The organism is Amycolatopsis echigonensis (assembly GCF_014174495.1).
Lineage (GTDB): Bacteria > Actinomycetota > Actinomycetes > Mycobacteriales > Pseudonocardiaceae > Amycolatopsis > Amycolatopsis echigonensis.
Genome location: NZ_JACJHR010000003.1, coordinates 205596 through 222954, shown reverse-complemented (window position 1 = coordinate 222954; position 17359 = coordinate 205596). Strand labels below are relative to the sequence as shown.

At 71.0% G+C, this 17359-nt stretch carries 15 protein-coding genes and 1 pseudogene; 11 read left to right on the top strand and 5 right to left on the bottom strand.

What is annotated here, in order from left to right; all coding sequences use genetic code 11:
• Positions 1 to 10 precede the first annotated feature (10 nt).
• A complete protein-coding gene (locus H5411_RS03965) occupies positions 11 to 619 on the bottom strand; it encodes a TetR/AcrR family transcriptional regulator (protein ID WP_183122980.1) in 609 nt (202 codons plus the stop codon).
• A 98-nt stretch (positions 620 to 717) separates the two neighbouring features.
• Here H5411_RS03965 and H5411_RS03960 point away from each other — a divergent pair, with 98 nt between their 5' ends.
• On the top strand, positions 718 to 1869 hold the full coding sequence (locus tag H5411_RS03960; RefSeq protein ID WP_183122979.1) for an acyl-CoA dehydrogenase family protein: 1152 nt from the start codon (positions 718 to 720) through the stop codon (positions 1867 to 1869).
• A gap of 28 nt (positions 1870 to 1897) precedes the next feature.
• Positions 1898 to 3040, top strand: coding sequence for a CaiB/BaiF CoA transferase family protein (locus H5411_RS03955; RefSeq protein WP_183122978.1), 1143 nt, complete (start codon positions 1898 to 1900; stop codon positions 3038 to 3040).
• Between the two features lie 113 nt (positions 3041 to 3153).
• Here the strand turns inward: H5411_RS03955 and H5411_RS03950 are convergent, their stop codons facing one another.
• Positions 3154 to 3675, bottom strand: a complete 522-nt coding sequence (locus H5411_RS03950) for a GNAT family N-acetyltransferase (protein ID WP_101434785.1) — start codon at positions 3673 to 3675, stop codon at positions 3154 to 3156.
• A gap of 196 nt (positions 3676 to 3871) precedes the next feature.
• Between H5411_RS03950 and H5411_RS03945 the strand changes: the two genes are divergently transcribed.
• The 5 genes from H5411_RS03945 to H5411_RS03925 all read left to right on the top strand — a co-directional run bounded on the left by H5411_RS03945 (position 3872) and on the right by H5411_RS03925 (position 7352).
• On the top strand, positions 3872 to 4039 hold the full coding sequence (locus H5411_RS03945) for a hypothetical protein (protein WP_167441848.1): 168 nt from the start codon (positions 3872 to 3874) through the stop codon (positions 4037 to 4039).
• A 339-nt stretch (positions 4040 to 4378) separates the two neighbouring features.
• Positions 4379 to 4861: a hypothetical protein gene (locus H5411_RS03940; RefSeq protein ID WP_037356257.1), complete on the top strand. Its 483-nt coding sequence runs from the start codon at positions 4379 to 4381 to the stop codon at positions 4859 to 4861.
• Positions 4862 to 5303: 442 nt separating this feature from the next.
• The gene (locus tag H5411_RS03935; protein WP_101434784.1) at positions 5304 to 6215 is read left to right on the top strand and encodes a lytic transglycosylase domain-containing protein; all 912 of its coding nucleotides are present in this window, start codon (positions 5304 to 5306) and stop codon (positions 6213 to 6215) included.
• 370 nt (positions 6216 to 6585) lie between these two features.
• On the top strand, positions 6586 to 6975 hold the full coding sequence (locus H5411_RS03930; RefSeq protein ID WP_376772089.1) for a hypothetical protein: 390 nt from the start codon (positions 6586 to 6588) through the stop codon (positions 6973 to 6975).
• Positions 6976 to 7001: 26 nt separating this feature from the next.
• Positions 7002 to 7352 carry a DUF3817 domain-containing protein gene (locus H5411_RS03925; RefSeq protein ID WP_101434783.1) on the top strand — a complete coding sequence of 117 codons (351 nt, stop codon included), beginning with the start codon at positions 7002 to 7004 and terminating at the stop codon, positions 7350 to 7352.
• A gap of 56 nt (positions 7353 to 7408) precedes the next feature.
• On the opposite strand, the gene H5411_RS03920 is transcribed toward H5411_RS03925, so the two are convergent.
• Together H5411_RS03920 and H5411_RS03915 are read right to left on the bottom strand one after the other, a co-directional pair.
• Positions 7409 to 9010 (bottom strand): solute symporter family protein, encoded by a 1602-nt coding sequence (locus H5411_RS03920; protein ID WP_101434782.1) that lies wholly within the window; start codon positions 9008 to 9010, stop codon positions 7409 to 7411.
• On the bottom strand, positions 9007 to 9447 hold the full coding sequence (locus H5411_RS03915; RefSeq protein WP_101434781.1) for a DUF485 domain-containing protein: 441 nt from the start codon (positions 9445 to 9447) through the stop codon (positions 9007 to 9009). The genes H5411_RS03920 and H5411_RS03915 overlap by 4 nt, the downstream gene beginning before the upstream one ends.
• Positions 9448 to 10439: 992 nt before the next feature.
• Here H5411_RS03915 and H5411_RS03910 point away from each other — a divergent pair.
• The 4 genes from H5411_RS03910 to H5411_RS03895 are packed head-to-tail and all read left to right on the top strand — an operon-like array spanning position 10440 to position 16410.
• The gene (locus H5411_RS03910; protein WP_312877534.1) at positions 10440 to 14585 is read left to right on the top strand and encodes a sensor histidine kinase; all 4146 of its coding nucleotides are present in this window, start codon (positions 10440 to 10442) and stop codon (positions 14583 to 14585) included.
• Positions 14582 to 15034: a roadblock/LC7 domain-containing protein gene (locus H5411_RS03905; RefSeq protein WP_037809909.1), complete on the top strand. Its 453-nt coding sequence runs from the start codon at positions 14582 to 14584 to the stop codon at positions 15032 to 15034. The genes H5411_RS03910 and H5411_RS03905 overlap by 4 nt, the downstream gene beginning before the upstream one ends.
• A gap of 7 nt (positions 15035 to 15041) precedes the next feature.
• Positions 15042 to 15815 carry a DUF742 domain-containing protein gene (locus tag H5411_RS03900; RefSeq protein ID WP_183122977.1) on the top strand — a complete coding sequence of 258 codons (774 nt, stop codon included), beginning with the start codon at positions 15042 to 15044 and terminating at the stop codon, positions 15813 to 15815.
• Positions 15796 to 16410, top strand: coding sequence for a GTP-binding protein (locus H5411_RS03895; RefSeq protein ID WP_093574469.1), 615 nt, complete (start codon positions 15796 to 15798; stop codon positions 16408 to 16410). The genes H5411_RS03900 and H5411_RS03895 overlap by 20 nt, the downstream gene beginning before the upstream one ends.
• Before the next feature lie 169 nt (positions 16411 to 16579).
• Here H5411_RS03895 and H5411_RS03890 read toward each other — a convergent pair.
• Positions 16580 to 17229 (bottom strand): annotated as a pseudogene (locus tag H5411_RS03890) (DUF899 domain-containing protein).
• Positions 17230 to 17359: the final 130 nt, after the last annotated feature.

Below are 17359 nucleotides of genomic sequence, written 5' to 3'. Positions count from 1 at the left end.
GGTATGGAAACTAGTCGCCCGAGTACAGCAGCACGGCGATCCGCTTCCACTCCTCCAGCAGCTGACGGCGACGGCGGGGGTCGCCGCCCAGTTCGGCGTCGAGGGCGAGGCCCCGGGTGAGGTTCACGGTGAGCCAGAACAGCATCTCCGCACGCTCTTTCGGCAGGTCGCCGGCGACTTCGCTGATGTTTTCCAGCGTCGCCCGGCCCAGTGCGCGGTCCACCGGCCGGATCGCCGCGCGCAGCTCCGGGTCGGTGCGGGCGGCCACCCACAGCTCGGTGACCGCGGTGGACAGCGTGCCCGAGTAGCCCTCCCAGAGCAGGTCGATCGCCGCCGCGACGCCGGACGCGCCGCCCGGCAGCGAGCCGAGCGAAGCGGCGAGCTGGGTGCGCAGCTTCGTGGTGAGGTGCTCGACCGCGGCCGCCATCAGCTCCGCTTTCGTGGCGAAGTAGTGCTGCACCGCGCCCTTCGAGACGCCCGCGCGGGTGCAGATCTCCTGCACCGACGCCCGTGAGTACCCGATGTCGACCAGGCAGTCGATCGTCGCGTCCAGCAGGGCGGTGCGCGTCTGCTCGCGGCGTTCGGCCTGGGTGCGGTGTCCCCGGGCGACCTCAGTCATCGCGGCTCCTGCTTTACGTACCGGACGGATGGCATGTACATTCCGGCTAGAACTTACCTGCCAAGCGTCATGTTTTCCAGTTCGCAGGAGGCGTAGCCGTGCCGTTGCAGATCCAGAAGAGCTCGTGGAGCACCACCGAACTCGAAGACCTCCGGGAGCTCGCCCGGTCGTTCCTGCAGAAGGAGTTCGTGCCGAACCAGGAGCGCTGGGCGGCGGAGAAGAAGCTCGACCGGGAGATCTGGACCAAGGCGGGCGAGCTCGGGCTGCTGTGCCTGTCGATCCCGGAGGAGTACGGCGGGGGCGGCGGCACGTTCGCGCACGAAGCCGTGCTGTACGAGGAGCAGGCCCGTGCCGGGGACAGCGCGTGGGGCGTCACCGTCCACAGTGGAATCGTGGCGCACTACATCCTGGCGTACGCGTCGGAAGAGAAAAAGCGCGAGTGGCTGCCGAAAATGGCCACCGGCGAGATGGTCGGCGCGGTCGCGATGACCGAGCCGGGCACTGGTTCAGACCTCCAGAACATCAAGACCCGCGCGGTCCGCGACGGCGACCACTACGTGATCAACGGCGCGAAAACGTTCATCACCAACGGTTTCCACTCCGACCTCGTCGTGGTCGCGTGCAAGACCGACCCGGACGCCGGCGCGCAGGGCGTCTCGCTGATCGTGGTCGAAACCGACACCCCGGGCTTCCGCCGCGGCCGCGTCCTCGACAAGGTCGGGCTCAAGGGGCAGGACACCGCCGAGCTGTTCTTCGACGACGTCCGCGTGCCCGCCGCGAACCTGCTCGGCGACGCCGAGGGGCAGGGCTTCATCCAGCTGATGCTGCAGCTGCCGCAGGAACGGCTGATCATCGCGGTGACCGCGGTGGCCGGCCTGGAAGCCGCGGTGGACCTGACCATCGACTACACCAAGGAACGCACGGCGTTCGGCCGCCCGATCTTCAACTTCCAGAACACGAAGTTCAAGCTCGCCGAGGCGGCGACGGAAGCCGCGGTGTCGCGCGCGTTCCTCGACCAGTGCATCGAACGGCACCTGCGCGGCGAACTCGACGTGCAAGGCGCGGCGATGGCGAAACTCTGGACGACCGAGCGGGTGAACAAGGTCGTCGACGACTGCCTGCAGCTCTTCGGCGGCTACGGCTACATGACCGAGTACCCGATCGCGCGGGCCTGGGCGGACGTGCGGATCTCGCGGATCTTCGGCGGCACCAGCGAGATCATGAAGGAAATCATCTCCCGCACGCTCTGAAAACCCGTTGCTGCGAAAGGACTTCCCCGTGAAACAAGGTCCGCTCGCCGGGCTGCGGGTGGTGGAGCTGGCCGGGCTCGCGCCGGCCCCGTTCGCCTGCATGATCCTGGCCGACCTCGGCGCCGACGTGGTCCGCGTCGACCGCGCCACCCCGGGCGCGGACGTGCTCGGCATCCCGAACGACCCGCTCGCCCGCGGCAGGCGGTCGGTCGGGGTGAACACGAAAACGCCCGAGGGCGTCGAGCTCGTGCTGAAGCTGGCCGACCGCGCCGACGTGCTGATCGAAGGCTTCCGGCCGGGCGTCGCGGAGCGGATGGGCATCGGCCCGGAGCAGGTGCACGCGCGCAACCCGCGGCTCGTGTACGGCCGGATGACGGGCTGGGGCCAGGACGGTCCCCTCGCGTCGGCGGCCGGGCACGACATCAACTACATCGGCGTCGCCGGCGCGCTCGACCCGATCGGCCGCGCGGGCGAACGTCCGGTGCCGCCGCTCAACTTGGTCGGCGATTTCGGCGGGGGCGGCCTGATGCTCGCGATGGGCGTGCTGGCCGCGTTGCACGAGCGCTCGACGTCCGGCCGCGGCCAGGTCGTGGACGCGTCGATGGTGGAAGGCGCCGCGCTGCTGACCACGAGCCTGCACGGGATGCGCGCGTCCGGCGTATGGCCGGGGGAGCGCGGCGAGAACCTCCTCGACGGCGGCGCCCCGTTCTACGACACCTACGAGACCGCAGACGGCAAGTACGTCGCGATCGGCGCGATCGAGATGCGGTTCTGGGCCGATCTGGTCAAGGTGCTCGGGCTGGAGGACGAAAACCTGCCGTTCCACTTGGACCAGCGCGAGTGGCCGCGGCTGCGCAAGATCCTGGAGGAGGCGGTCGGCCGGTTCACGCGCGACGAACTGGTCGCGCGGGCGGAAGGCACCGACGCGTGCCTCACCGCGGTGCTGTCGCCGTGGGAGGCCGCGGAGCATCCGCAGAACGCGGCGCGCGGGACGTTCGTGGACATCGGCGGCACGGTGCAACCCGCGCCGGCGCCGCGGTTCGACCGGACGCCCGCCGCCACGCCGGAAGCACCGCACGAGACGGGCTCGGACACCGCGGAAGTGCTGGCGGAGCTGGGCTACGACGACGCCGGGGTCGCGGCACTGCGGAAGGCGGGCGCGATCGCGTGAAGGCGGTTGTGCGCCCGGCAGGCCGGAACCGGCGAGGGCCGATCGGCAAGGCGGCCGGCGGGGCTTGATCGCTCCGCGCGGACGCTCGCGCCGAGCTGCCGCCGCGAACACCGTCAGAGCGGCAGATCGGAACGGATCACTGAGTAGAGGATGTGATCGCGCCACTGCCCGTCGCGGAAATCGAACCCGCGCAGGATGCCCTCGCGGGTGAACCCGGCCTTCTCCAGCGAACGCTGGCCGGCCCGGTTGCCGACCTCGGTGCTGGCCTCGACGCGGTTGAACTGCGTGTGCGCGAACAGATAGCGCACGAGCTGTCGCTGCGCCTGCGCGCCGAGGCCGTGCCCGCGCGCCTCCGGCAGCAGGACCATGCCGATGTTCCAGCAGTAGGTGTGCGGGCCGGTCCGCGTGCGATGCCACGACACGAGCCCGAGCGGGCGCTCGTCGAGCGTCGGGACGAGCATGCCGTTGTCGGTGGTCAGCATGCCGTTTTCGCGCCAGAGCCGCCGGACGTAGCCGGGGTCGTGCCAGCCGAACCATTGGTGTTCGCCGACCGTGTCCGGGTCGTTGGTCAGGGCTTCCAGCAGACCGAGGTCGGACTCGCGCACCGGGCGGAGAGTCACTGGGCCGTCGTCCATCGCCGGAGCGTACCGGGGGAGCCGTCCGGGCCCTGCTCACCCGATGGTGACCGGGGTCACCCGGACGTGAGCTTTCCGGCCGGATCGGGGCCTGCGACGGGCCATTCCGGCGCTTCCTCACTAGAGTGGTAGCCGACTCTGCCGAGGCGGGGCCGGCGTCCGCCCGGGTGCCGGGGGAGCGGAGGGGGACGGAACCATGTCGAGCGGCCTGAAGAAGATCATCGTCGTCGGAGTGGTCGCGCTCGTGCTGTTCTTCCTGATCACGCAGCCCACCAACTCCGCGGACTTCGTGCACCGCGTGCTCGGCTGGCTCAAGGACGGCGCCGAAGCGATCGTCACCTTCTTCAAGAGCCTCTTCGCCTGACCCGCTTTTCCTCGCCCGCCGGACCGCTTCCGGGTGCCGTCCGGGCACCTAGTCACGCTTTGTCACCGGATCCCGGGATTCGGGCACTTCGCTCGACCATCCGGGTGGATTGGCCCCTGAAACCGCCTGGTCACGGAATTTCCGGGGTCCGGGGTATGGCGGAGAAAGCGGGTGCCGCCCTACGGTGCTCACATTGCGTGATCAGCCGGTTCTCCGGTCCCCCGGGAGCCGGGTCACGGCGGGTTTTCGGCCCGGTCACGCGTGGGGAGCCAATCGTGGACGCGCAACGGGGCAGGCGGTCGAAATGCCTGCCCGTCGGGGACCGATGAGGAGGCAGGGATGACCGGAGATCCCGGAGTGGACGCGTTGATCCGGCAGTGGTCGGCCGAACGCGAGAAGACCCCTGAGGAGCAGGAGGTCGACCGCATCGCCTCGGCCTGGCTGGCCGACGCGCCGGCCGCTCCGCCCGGCATCCCCGGCCAGCGCGCCCGGTCCGGACCCGCCCGCTGGGCCCCGGTCGAGGCCGCCGACCCCGGCTACCTCGACGCGATGCGCGCCCGGCTGCCGGAGGTCCCGGAAGAACTGCTCGTCGCCGCCGCCGGCTGGTGGCAGATGGTCGGCGACGTCGCCGAAGCCGAACAGTGGTGGGACGCCGGCATCAGCCCGCTGGACCAGCGCGCCCTGGACTACCGGGCGGCCGGTCTCGCGCCGTCCGACCTGGCGCGGCGGCTCGGCCCGATGACGGTCCTGCAGCACCTCCGCCGGGGCAGCGCGCCCGCGTGGTGCGTCGCGCGGCTGGCGCGGCAGCAGAAGCCTGCCTGACCTGTTCGACGGGCCGTCTGGGGGTTTTCGGGCGGTTCGCGCGGCGGAAGAAGCCTGTGTGACAGCTGTGTTGCCTGGTCGGTGAATCGGCCAGGCAACACGGCGACGCGGCTCCCGCCGTGGAAGCACTCCTTGAGGGACCTGCCGGACGCGACTGAGCGCGGCAGTTTTTCAGCCGGTGTTCCTGGCCGAAGCCGGACACCGCATCGAGACCGCGCGGCCGGTCGGCGAATCGAAACAGCTGCACGCGAGCGGCAACGGAAGCCGCTTCGACGTGGGATTCGTGGTGTTTGTGCGGCGTCGCCCGTCCACCTGACGGGACCCGATTACCCGGCCGGGTGAACCGGCGTGGCGGGGGCCATGGCGATGCGTGCGTAACGCTAACCTGCGCGGGCTCGTTGTGTGTTGCGAACCCCAAGCCACGCTGGAGGACCGGAGTTTCGTGCCCGCCACCGGACAGACCCCCGACACCGCGCGGACCGGGGACGAGACCGCGGCTCCCGCTGCCGCCCCCTCGCCCGCCCGTCGCGGTCCCGGCGCCGCGCTCGCGGTGCGGCTCGCCGTCGTCGTCGCGGTGCTCGCGGTCGCGGGCGGCGGGGTCTGGATCGTCACCAGGGCGGCCGCCCCGGAAGCCAGCCCCACCACCACGGACATCCCGGCGCTGAGCGTCAAGGCGGTCGACGTGAAACCCGGTTCGATCGCGCCGGTCAACGCCGTCGTCGCGGGCGGGGCGGCGGAGCAGGGCACCGCGCCACAGGCGGCGCGCCCGACCGGCGGCGACCCGCTGCGGGCCTGGGCGGACAGGGTCGCGCCGGTCACCGGCATCCCGGCGCGGGCGGTACGCGCGTACGGCAACGCGGAACTCGCGATGCGCGAGGTCGACCGCGGCTGCCACATCTCCTGGGCGACGCTCGCGGGCATCGGCCGCATCGAGTCCAACCACGGCCAGTACGGCGGAGCGGTCCTCGGCGAGGACGGCCGCCCGTCGAAACCGATCATCGGCGTCCCGCTCGACGGTTCCCCCGGCGTCCGGGCGATCGGCGACACCGACGGCGGCCAGCTCGACGGCGACCCGCTCGCGGACCACGCGGTCGGCCCGATGCAGTTCATCCCGAGCACGTGGCGGAAATGGGCCTCCGACGCCACCGGCGACGGCCGCGCCGACCCGCAGCAGATCGACGACGCCGCCCTGACCGCCGCCCGCTACCTGTGCGCGGGCGGTCGCGACATGGCCAGCCCGGCGGGCTGGTGGGCGGGGATCCTCTCGTACAACAACTCGACCGAGTACGCGCAGAAGGTCTTCGGCCTCGCCGACGGCTACGCGAAGGCGGCGCAGAAGGTGCAAGCGGGCTGACGTCCGGGCCCTTGCCGTTCGCGCTGGTCCCCTGACCTGCGGTCGGTGAGGGGCCTTTCACGGATTCTGAGTCCTCAGGGCTCCCCGCATATCGTGCCGCCGTCCGTGAAGGACTCCTTACCGGACCACTGCCGCTGCCGTCCGGAATGCCCTCAATGTGGCATTGGATGCGTTTGACCGAGCTGAGCTGCGGAGCCATCCGATGCGATTGCGGGTGCGATGAGAGGACGCAGCGCGGTGTTCGATGGGGCAGAGGCGAGCCAAGACCCGGCCGCCTCCCGAATCCGGCCGCAAGCGCCGGATGGGGCCCCGGTCACGACCTCGCCGCCTCTCAGCAACGCATTCCCCGGCCAGTGCTAGCGTCGATACCGTGCCCGCAGATCCCGGCCCGGCCGCGTCCCCGCTCGGGCGCCGGCTCTTGATCGTCGCCACGAGCGTCGTGAGCCTGGCGCTGTGCTGCGGGCTGGCCTGGTGGCAGTGGGACCGGTTCACGTCCGCCACCGGCACCTTCCAGAACCTCGGCTACGTGCTGCAATGGCCGCTTTTCGGGCTGTTCCCCGCGTTCATGTTCTGGCGCATCAAGAAGCTGCGCGAACGCGAGGAGCAAGCCGCCGACCAAGGCGAGCAGACCGCATCCGCCCCCGCGCCGGTGCGCGTGCCCGCCCCGCGACCGGCCGCGGCGCCCGTCGAAGAGGACGACGAACTCGCCGCCTACAACCGCTACCTGCGCGAGCTCAACGCCCGCGACCAGCAGTCCTGAACGCCCGCGGAAGTGAGGACGCTCCCATGACGACCAGCACCGACGGTGCCGCCCCGGCTCGCCAGTCGAAGGTGACCGGCTCGCTGACCCGGTTCCGGGCCAGCGCGTACGTGACCGGTGTCGGCCTGCTCGCCCTGTGCGCCACCATGATCATCGAGTACGGCTTCGGCAACGCCACGCCCGCCCAGGTGTACTCGCCGATCCACGGCGTGCTCTACATGATCTACCTGGTGCTCACCATCGACCTCGCGATCAAGGCCCGCTGGTCGATCAAGAGCACCGTCCTGGTGCTGCTGGCCGGGTGCGTCCCGTTCGTGTCGTTCGTCGTCGAGCGCCGGGTGACGCACCGCGTGCAGGCCGGGCGCGACATCTTCTGAGCAGTAAAAAACCGCGGCGCCGGAAGTCCGGCGCCGCGGTTTTTTTACTGCCAGGATCAGGAGCCGAAGCCGACACCGGTCAGCGACCGGACCTCCATCTCCGCGTGCTTGGCCGGGTCGCCCTTCGAGCGGCCGACGAACGTGCCGATCGCGCCGCACAGGAACGACACCGGGATCGACACCAGGCCCGGGTTCTTCAGCGGGAACCAGTGGAAGTCGACGCTCGGGAAGATCGAATCCGAGGCACCCGACACCACTGGCGAGAACAGCACCAGCACGACGCAGGCGATCAGCCCGCCGTAGATGCTCCACAGCGTCCCGGTGGTGTTGAACCGTTTCCAGAACAGCGAGTACAGCAGGGTCGACAGGTTCGCCGACGCCGCCACCGCGAGCGCGAGCGCCACGAGGAACGCGATGTTCTGCCCGTTGGCGAGGATGCCGCCGACGATGGCGAACACGCCGATCACGACCGCGGTCAGCCGGGCGACGCGGACCTCGTCCTCCGGCTCCGCCTTGCCGCGCTTCAGGACGTTCGCGTAGACGTCGTGCGCGAAGGAGGCGGACGCCGTCAGCGTCAGCCCGGCCACCACGGCGAGGATCGTCGCGAACGCGACCGCCGAGATGATGCCCAGCAGCACCGTCCCGCCCACGTGCAGGGCCAGCAGCGGCGCGGCGGAGTTCTCGCCGCCGGGCGCGGCCTTGATCTCGTCCGGGCCGACGATCGCCGCCGCGCCGAAGCCGATCACCAACGTGCACAGGTAGAACACGAACATGCACGCGGTCGCCCACACCACCGAGCGGCGCGCCTCGCGGGCGTTCGGCACGGTGTAGAAGCGCATCAGCACGTGCGGCAGCGAGGCGACGCCGAGCACCAGGGCCAGCGACAGCGAGACGAAGTCGAGTTTCGTCGTCCCGTTCTTGCCGTAGGAGCCGCCGGGGGACAGCAGGTCCTTGCCCATGTGGCTGCGGTCCGCGGCCGCGCGCAGCAGGCTCGAGAAGTTGAAGCCGTACTTGCCCATCAGGAACACCGTGATCAGCGAGGCCGCGGTGAGCAGGATGGTGGCCTTGATGATCTGCACCCACGTGGTGCCCTTCATGCCGCCGAGCAGCACGTACGAGATCATCACCAGCCCCACGACGGTGATCACCAGTGCCTGTCCCCACTTGGAGTGGACGTCCAGCAGCAGCGCGACCAGGCCGCCCGCGCCGGCCATCTGCGCGAGCATGTAGAAGAAGGAGATCACCAGCGTCGACGTGGCCGACGCGGCGCGCACCGGACGCTGCTTCATCCGGAAGCTGAGCACGTCGCCCATCGTGAACCGGCCGGTGTTGCGCAGCAGTTCGGCGAGCAGCAGCAGGTCGACGAGCCACGCGACGAGGAAGCCGATGGAGTAGAGGAAACCGTCGTAGCCGTTGATCGCGATCGCGCCGGCGATGCCGAGGAACGAGGCCGCGGACAGGAAGTCGCCGGACAGCGCGACGCCGTTCTGCCTTCCGGTGAAGGCGCTGTCGGCGGTGTAGTAGCCCGACGTGGACGAGCGGCGGTTGCCCGCGCGGTAGACCACGTAGAGGGTGATCGCGACGAACAGCGCGAACACCCCGGTGTTGATCAGGGGATTGCTCGTCGAAGCTCCTTCGGCGAGCCAAGCGGTAGTCACTGACGGGTTCCTTCCGGGACAGCGGCGGCCTGCGCGCGGATTTCGGCGGCGCGCGGGTCCATCTCGCGGTCGGCGAAGCGGACGTACAGCGCGGTGATGGCCGCGGTGGTGACGAACTGGCCGAGGCCGAGCAGCATGCCGACGTTGACCAGGCCGAAGACCGGCGTGCTCATGAACTCGCCCGCGTAGGCGGCGAGCACGACGTAGGCGAGGTACCAGACGAAGAACCCGATGCTCATCGGGAACACGAACCGGCGGAAGCGGCTGCGCAGCGAGCGGAACTGGGGGCTGCGCTGGATCTGCTCGTAGTCCGGACCGGGCTTGCGGCGCCTGCCGCGCGGGGCGGCGTCGCCTCCTTCGCGGTCGAACAGCGCGGGCATCTGGCCGGTGTCCTCGGCCGACACGGCCGGTCCGGTGGTGCGCGCGACGTTGTGCATGGCTGCCTCCGGCAACTTGCGCGGTGGATGGCGGCGGGCATCGTTCGAGAAAGCGCCCGGATCGCCCTTGCGGACTGGGAGGCGGCCATAGTAACGACGTCGCCGGAACGCGGAAAAAGCCGGTTCGCGCGGGCACCGGAAATTCCTTTTCGCCCGGGAAATAGCGCGAAACGGCGCGTCCGAGCAGATCACAGGCCGATCACTCGGAATAGTGAGCACCGATGTCACGGGGAGTTGCCGGGTCCGGTCCGGGTTGCGGCAGACGGCGGAGTGACGGGCCGGTCATGATCCACTACGGTGACCGGTCGTAGCCGCCGGGCGGGGCGGCCGCTCCGCTTCGGCGGGCAGGTCGCCGGCCGGGCGGGGATTCCCAGGCAGGGAAGGGAGGCTGGCAAAAATCACCGGGTCGGGCGGCGCGTCGCTGCATCTCCACAACATCGGGTTCAACTTCCGGCCGCACCCACCCGATGGGGGCACGGAGCGTAGTCCTATCGAGGGTGTTGCTTACCCTGTGTGGGCTAATCGGGTGACCGCCGGATGCCGAGGCCGAGAGCGGCGGGTAACCGGAATTCCCGCGCCGGGCGTTCCTTGCCGAATCCGCGGCTCCGAGTTCGCGCGGTCCGACTATTTTCCCAGGTCAGCACCCCGATGCGGAACGCAATAACTCGGGCGGCGATTGGTGTACGATTCTTTGGCCCCAGCCGCCCGCAGCGATCGATAGGCGCAGACAAGTTGATCTCGACCACCGCCGTGCAGTCCGCAAGTTGCGTCGTGCACGTGCATAGTCCCGGGAAGCCGATCGTCTCCCGGACCGGTGCCGGATCAGCCCGGTCGTGCCCGCCTCCGGTCGGACGCGCGGGCAGGCGGACCGCGGGACTCCGCGCCGGGAACGCTGAGCGCACCGGGAGCACGGAGAGCCGAGGGCACCGCCGACGGGCCGCCACGACGCCGGACAGGGAGTCACTTTCGTGACCGTTGCAGGAGAAGGCCAAGTGCCTGTGGAGAAGCTGCTCGGCCGCCCGCCCAAGCGGTCGCGCTGGTCGTCGGGCTGGCGGGCGGCGTTGCGCTGGCGGGACTGGAGCCTGCCGGTCAAGCTGTCCGCGGTCACGCTCGTTCCCATCGTGCTCGCGCTCGTCCTCGGCATCACCGCCATCTCGGGCCAGGTCTCGCGGTCGAGCGACTACCAGCGGATCGACCGGCTCGTCGCGCTGAGCACCCAGCTGCGCGCGCTCATCGACGGGCTGCAGCGCGAACGCACCCAGACCGCCACCCAGCTCATCGCGGGCACCTCGGGCGTCACCCCGGAACTGAAGGCGGCCCGCGCGGCCACCGACGCCGCGGTCGCGCCGTTCACCGAGGCGGCCGCCCGGGTCGGGGCCGACGGCTCGAGCGTGTCCGGCGCGGTGAACTCGGCGACCGCCCAGGTCAACGAGATCGCGGTGATCCGCCAGCAGGTCGGGGCCGGCCTGCTGAACGCGGCCGAGGCCGCCGGCGACTACAACGCCGTCACCAGCGCGCTGATCGGCGCCGACACCGCGGTGTCGGCGGGCGCGAGCGCCGACGCGCTCGGCAGCACCCCGAGCGCGCTGCACGACCTCGAAGCGGCCAAGGAACAGGCGTCGGTGACCCAGTCGCTGGTCGCCTACGGCATTTCCGCGGGCACGCTCACCCCGCAGCAGCTGAGCGACGTGCGCGACGCGGAACTGCGTTTCGACGACCGCCTCGCCGACTTCAACGCGGCGGCCACCGCGCCGCAGCGCCTCGACCTCGAGAGCACGCTCAAGCCGGACACCTCCTACGACCGCAAGCGGATGCTCGGCACCGTGCTCGGCGGACAGGGCGTCTCCTCCGACGACGCGCTCAAGCGGATCCCGCCGCAGGAGTGGGCCAACGCCTCGAACGCGGTGACCGCGCAGCTGACCGAGGTCTCCGGCCGGATGAGCGCCGACCTCACCGCGGCGTCGTCCTCGCTGGTCGAAGACGCCGGCAGCAGCGCGGGCCTGCTGGCCGTGCTGCTGTTCGCGGCGCTCGCCGCGGCCGCCGCGGTCGTGTTCGTCATCTCCCGCCAGCTGCTGCGCTCGCTGAAGATCCTGCGGCGCAGCGCGCTCGAAGTCGCGGAGAAGGATCTGCCCGAGGCGGTCCGCAACATCCAGGAGGGCCGGGCGCAGAGCGTCGAGGTCGAACCGGTGCCGCTCCAGGTGCAGGACGAGGTCGGCGAGGTCGCGCGGGCGTTCGAGAAGGTGCACAGCCAGGCCCTGCGGCTGGCGACCGAGCAGGCCGCCATGCGCGCCGGCTACTCGAGCGTGTTCGTCAACCTGTCGCGGCGCAGCCAGAGCCTCGTGCAGCGGCAGCTGCAGCTCATCGAGCGGCTGGAGCGCGACGAGGAAGACGCCGACCAGCTCGCCACGCTGTTCCAGCTCGACCACCTCGCCACCCGGATGCGGCGCAACAACGAGAACCTGATGGTCCTCTCCGGCGCCGAGCCGGGCCGTCGTTCCGGGCAGCCGGTCGCCACGCGCGACGTGTTGCGCGCCGCGGTGTCGGAAATCGAGCAGTACCAACGGGTTTCGGTGCAGCACCCGCCCGACGTGAAGATCGTCGGGTTCGCCGCGAGCGACGTCCAGCGGCTCATCGCGGAACTGCTGGACAACGCGACCGCGTTCTCCGCGCCGGAAACCCAGGTGACGGTCGCGACGCGGCTCGCCGAGGACGGTTCGCTCAACGTCGACATCCTCGACAAGGGCATCGGCATGAACGAGTACGAGGTGGTGGAGGCCAACGGCCGCCTCACCGACTCGGGCTCGGTCGACCTCGCGACCTCGCGCCGGATGGGCCTGTTCGTGGTCGGCCGCCTCGCCGGCCGCCACCGCATCGGCGTTTCGCTGCACGGCGGCAAGGACATCGTCGGCGTGCGGGCCACCGTGGTGGTGCCGCCGGAGCTGGTGATGACCGGTCTGGCCGCGACGCCGGGCGACCGGTCGGAGCCCGGTCAGCTGCCCGGCCCCCAGGCGAGCGTCGCCGCCCCGCCCGTCGCGCCCGGCGGACTGCCGCGGCGCCAGCGTCCGGCCAACGGGTCGGCCGTGCCGGGTCTCGTTCCGCAGCAGGGCAGCAAGTCCGAGGAGACGCAGCGGTGGCCGTCGGCGGGCGACCTCGCCGGCTTCTCCGGGGACCAGGTCGCGCGTCCGCCGTCCGACCTCGAGGTGTCGGGCACCGCGCTGTTCAGCCCGATCCCGCGCGACGACGACACGCCCGCCCCGCGGCCGCCCGCGCCGAAGCTGCCGCAATCGGTCGACGTCCCGCCGCCGCGTCCGGAGCCCGAACCCGAGCCGGCCGCGGAAAGCCGCGACGAGCGCGACGGCGAACTGCCCTCGGGCAAGGACCTTTTCTCCGCGGCCAACGCGACGACGCTGAGCGACTGGTGGAACCAGGCCGCGCAGCAGGTGCCCGAGGTCCCGCCGCCGTCCGCGGCCGAGACGACGATCGAGAACACGCCGATCTTCGACGAGATGCTGTCGGCCTGGTTCCGTTCGCCGGCGCAGCCCTCGTCCGCCGCGTCGGGCAAGGCCGCGGCCGAACCGGAAGCGGACTCCGAACAGCAGCAGCGCAACTGGGATTTCGCGAGCGACGAAAACTGGCGGACAGTGCAGGCACTGTCCCAAGTGGAGCCGACCGCGTTCACCAAGTCGGGCCTGCCCCGGCGCCGCCGCGGCGAACAGCTCATGCCGGGCAGCGCCACGCCGGAACCGGCGGCCACCGCGGCCGAAACGCAGGGAAGCGACCTCCCGGTCCGCGACCCGGCGGACGTGCGGGGACGGCTGAACAGCTTCCAGCGCGGTGTCACGCGCGGCCGGCAGGAGGTCCGCGGCACCGCTGCCACGCCGGAAACCCCTGCTGCCACAGCGGATTCGAGTGCCGCGGACACTTCGAGCGCCACGACGACGCCGTCGCCCGAGCGGGCTCGCGCCCACGACGCGGCGATCCGGCGGCGGCAGACGGTCGCGGGTGCGTTCGGCGTTCCGGCGGAGCAGAACCGTCCCGGCGGGATGCCGCAGCGCTCCCCGGGTTCGGCCACTCCGTTCGGCGGCCAGTCCGGTTCCGGCGCGACGGACGCGCCCGCCGGATTCGGCGAACGGCCCGCGGACGCGAAATCGGCCGGCGAGACGGCTCCCGTCCCGGCCGTGCCCCCGGCGTTCGACCCGGACGGCGGCTGGCCGCGCCAGGAGCCCGCCGCGCGCACGGAACTGCCCGCGCCGCAACCGGACCGGACCGTCCGGCCGGAGAAGCCGGACAGCCTGCCGACCCGCCGCAAGGGCGCGAGCAGCCTCCCGCCCGCCCCGCCGACCGCCGACCCGAACCAGGTCCCGGCGGCCGTGGCCGGGCTCGAAGCCGCGGTCTCCGGAACGGGACAGACTCCCGCGTCGCAGGCGGCACAGGCTTCGGCCAACGGCCAGACCGCGGCGCCGGAGAAGACGGACAGCCCGGCTTCGGCAAACGGACAGGCTTCGGCGCCCGCCGAGAACTCGGGCACGGCTTCGCCGCTGACGACGTGGCGCGCCGCGCAGACGCCGGCCGCCGCGCCGGGGCGCCCGACGGAGAACGCCGAGCAGTCCAGCACGACGGCGGACCAGGCCCCGGCTTCGGACGAGGGACTGGGCCAGACCCGGGTGCCCGGCCAGAACGCCCCGGGCCAGTCCGGGACGTCGGGGCAGACCGGGTTGTGGGGCCAGCCGCTGGTGCCGGGACAGGCTCCGTCGCGGGAGTCCTCCGCGGGACAGGACGCCCCGCGGACCCCGGCCGCGCCGACCGGTTCAGACGGCTCGGCAAGCCCCTCCACGACTCCTGCCGAAGGCGCCACGGAATGGAACTTCGGTTCCGACGAAGAGTGGCGGACCGTCCAGTCGGTGTCCCAGTCGACACCCGCTTCGTTCACTTCGGCAGGATTGCCTCGGCGCCGCCGAGGCGAACAGCTTCTTCCCGGCAGCGCACCGCCGCCTGCCGGGTCGGCGAGCCCCCGTCCGTCCCGCGATGCGCACGACGTGCGCGGTCGCCTGAGCAGTTTCCAGCAGGGGATCCAGCGCGGCAGGCACCGCACCGCGCAGGCCGCTGAGAAGAACCACGAAACATTGGAGGGTGAATGACCTCGCCGAATGCGGCCCAGCCGCAGCAGAACCAGTTCGGCTGGCTGGTGAACGACTTCGCCGACCGCGTCCCCGGCGTCGCGCACGCGGTCGTCGTGTCCGCCGACGGTCTTCTGCTGACGGCCTCCAACCGGCTGCCGCTCGACCGTGCCGACCAGCTCGCCGCCGTGGCGTCCGGGCTGGTCAGCCTCACCCAGGGCGCCGCGCGCTGTTTCGAGGCGGGCTCGGTGCGCGAGACCGTCGTCGAGATGGAACTCGGCATCATGGTGCTGATGTCCATCAGCGACGGCTCCTGCCTGGCGATCCTCGCCGCGCCCAACTGCGACATCGGGCAGGTGGCCTACGAGATGACGATGCTCGTCGACCGCGTCGGCCAGATCCTGACCCCCGAGCTGCGCGCGCAGCTGCAGGGCGCCGGGGGCTCGCTGATCGGCGAACCGGTGGGATGATGGCGCGATGAGCCAGGGGTCCGGATTGTTCGGCGAAGAGCCCGGTACCGGCGGCGAACCCCCGCGCGGGGACAAGCCCGCCGCCGCCGGGGACGACGGCACGTTCGCCGACGTCCTCAACGGGTTCAGCCTGGATTCGGGCCGCTCGCGCAGAAAACGGAAGAAGAGCGGCAAAGAAAAGAAGGAATCCCAGTCCCCAGCGCCGCCCGCCGCGGGAGCGCACGCGGCAGCGGACCCGCCGGCGGCACCCGTGCCGCCGGCCGACCAAGGAGATGGTGTGACCTCTCTCGTCTCTCCACCGGGCAGTACGGACTCCGACGGCCCCAGACCAGGCGGGCTCTTCGACCCGGGACCGCCGAGCGGGGAATTCTCGATGCCGTCGGCGATCGTCCGGCCCGAGCGCCACGATCGGGTGGACCCGGCCGAGGAGACGTCGATCGTGCGCCCGTACGCTCTCACCGGCGGGCGCACCCGGGCGAACTACGCGCTCGAACTGGAGACTTTGATCTCCACCAAGGACCATGTCGCCGCGGGGGGCTTCCCCCAGGCGGCGGCGGAGCAGATCGAGAGCATCTCGATCATGGAAGCCTGCCGGACCCCGCGTTCGGTGGCGGAGATCGCCGCGGTGCTGTCGGTGCCGCTGGGGGTGGCGCGCGTGCTGATCAGCGACGCGGCCGACGCCGGTCTCGTCACCGTGCACCGGACGATCTCGGGCCAGGACGGCGCCGAAGCACACTTGATGTTGATGGAAAGGGTTTTGAGTGGACTCCGTCGGCTTTAAGGCACCGCGGGAAACCGCGCCCCCGACCATGACATCGGCGAAGATCGTGGTGGCGGGCGGCTTCGGAGCGGGCAAGACGACCTTCGTGGGTTCGGTGTCGGAAATCGTTCCGCTCACCACCGAGGCGATGATGACCGACGCCAGCCGCGGCATCGACAACCTCGACCAGACCCCGTACAAGACGACCACCACGGTCGCCATGGACTTCGGCCGCGTCTCGCTCGACGCGGACCTGATCCTCTACCTGTTCGGCACGCCCGGCCAGCAGCGGTTCTGGTTCATGTGGGACGACCTGGTGCGCGGCGCCATCGGAGCGGTCGTGCTCGCCGACACCCGGCGGCTCGCGGACTCGTTCGCGCCGATCGACTTCTTCGAGGACCGCGGCCTGCCCTACATCGTCGGCGTCAACACGTTCGACGGCGTGCTGGAGCACGACATCAACGACGTGCGCGAGGCGCTGTCGATCGATTCGAGCATTCCGATCGTCCGGTGCGACGCGCGCGAGCGGGAATCGACCAAGCAGACGCTGATCACGCTGGTCGAGTACGCGATGCGGCAGTGGATCGCCTTGCGGGCAGCGAAGGCGCACCAGTGACATGGCGCCGGCTCCGCCGTCGCGTGCGGGATCGCCTTTAAGTCGGCGTCTGAGGGGCAGTGCACCCGGCCTGGGGGCCGTGCGCACTGCCCCTCAGACGCCGACGCGATCCCGCGGTGGGGCGGCTTAGGCGGGGTGCGTTAGCCGGGATTGGGTTGGCGGGGGAGTTTCAGTACTCGTCGTGGCGGCGCCACCAGCTGCTGGGGGCGTCGGTGCCGCGGGGTTCTTCTTCCCACGCTTCCTGGCGTCCGAGCGGGGTTACGTCCAGGTACCGCAGGGTCGACACGAACTGGTCTCCGCCGCGGCCGTCGGTGAAGTAGGTGCGGTAGACGTCGTCGCCGTCGCGGAGGAACACGCTCACGCCGAAACCGCCGTCGATTCCGCAGTCGGCTGGGAAATCCGTGCCTGCCGCGGAAACCCAGGGGATTGTCCAGCCCATCCGGTTCCAGTAGCGCTCGATCTCCGGCGCTGTCGCGGGCGCTACGACCTTGAGCGTGACGTCGCGTGCGTGCAGATGCGCGGGGTGGGCCATGTTGTCCACCAGCAAGGAACAGCCAGGGCATCGGCTTCGTCGCCAGGGTGCTGCATGAAGTGGTAGACGATCAGCTGACGGCGGCCCTCGAAGAGGTCCAGCAGGCTGTGGGTGCCGTCCGGGCTAGTGAATTCGTACCGCTTCGAGTACTGCACCATCGGCATTCGGCAGCGCTCGGCCGCGAGCCGGCCGCCCGCTCGGGTGTGCTCCTTTTCCTTGCGCAGCAAGGCTTCGCGCGCAGCGGTCCATTCTTCGGCCGAGACAACGCGGGGGAGTGCGATGGTCATTTCATTGCCTCCAGAATGCGGTCGAGATCTTCGAAACCGGACTGCCAGCCGTCGATGTGGCCGTCGCGCTCGGCTTCGGTGTCTTCGGCGCCGGCTCCGGTGTCTTCGGCGCCGGCTCCGCCGTCGCGGG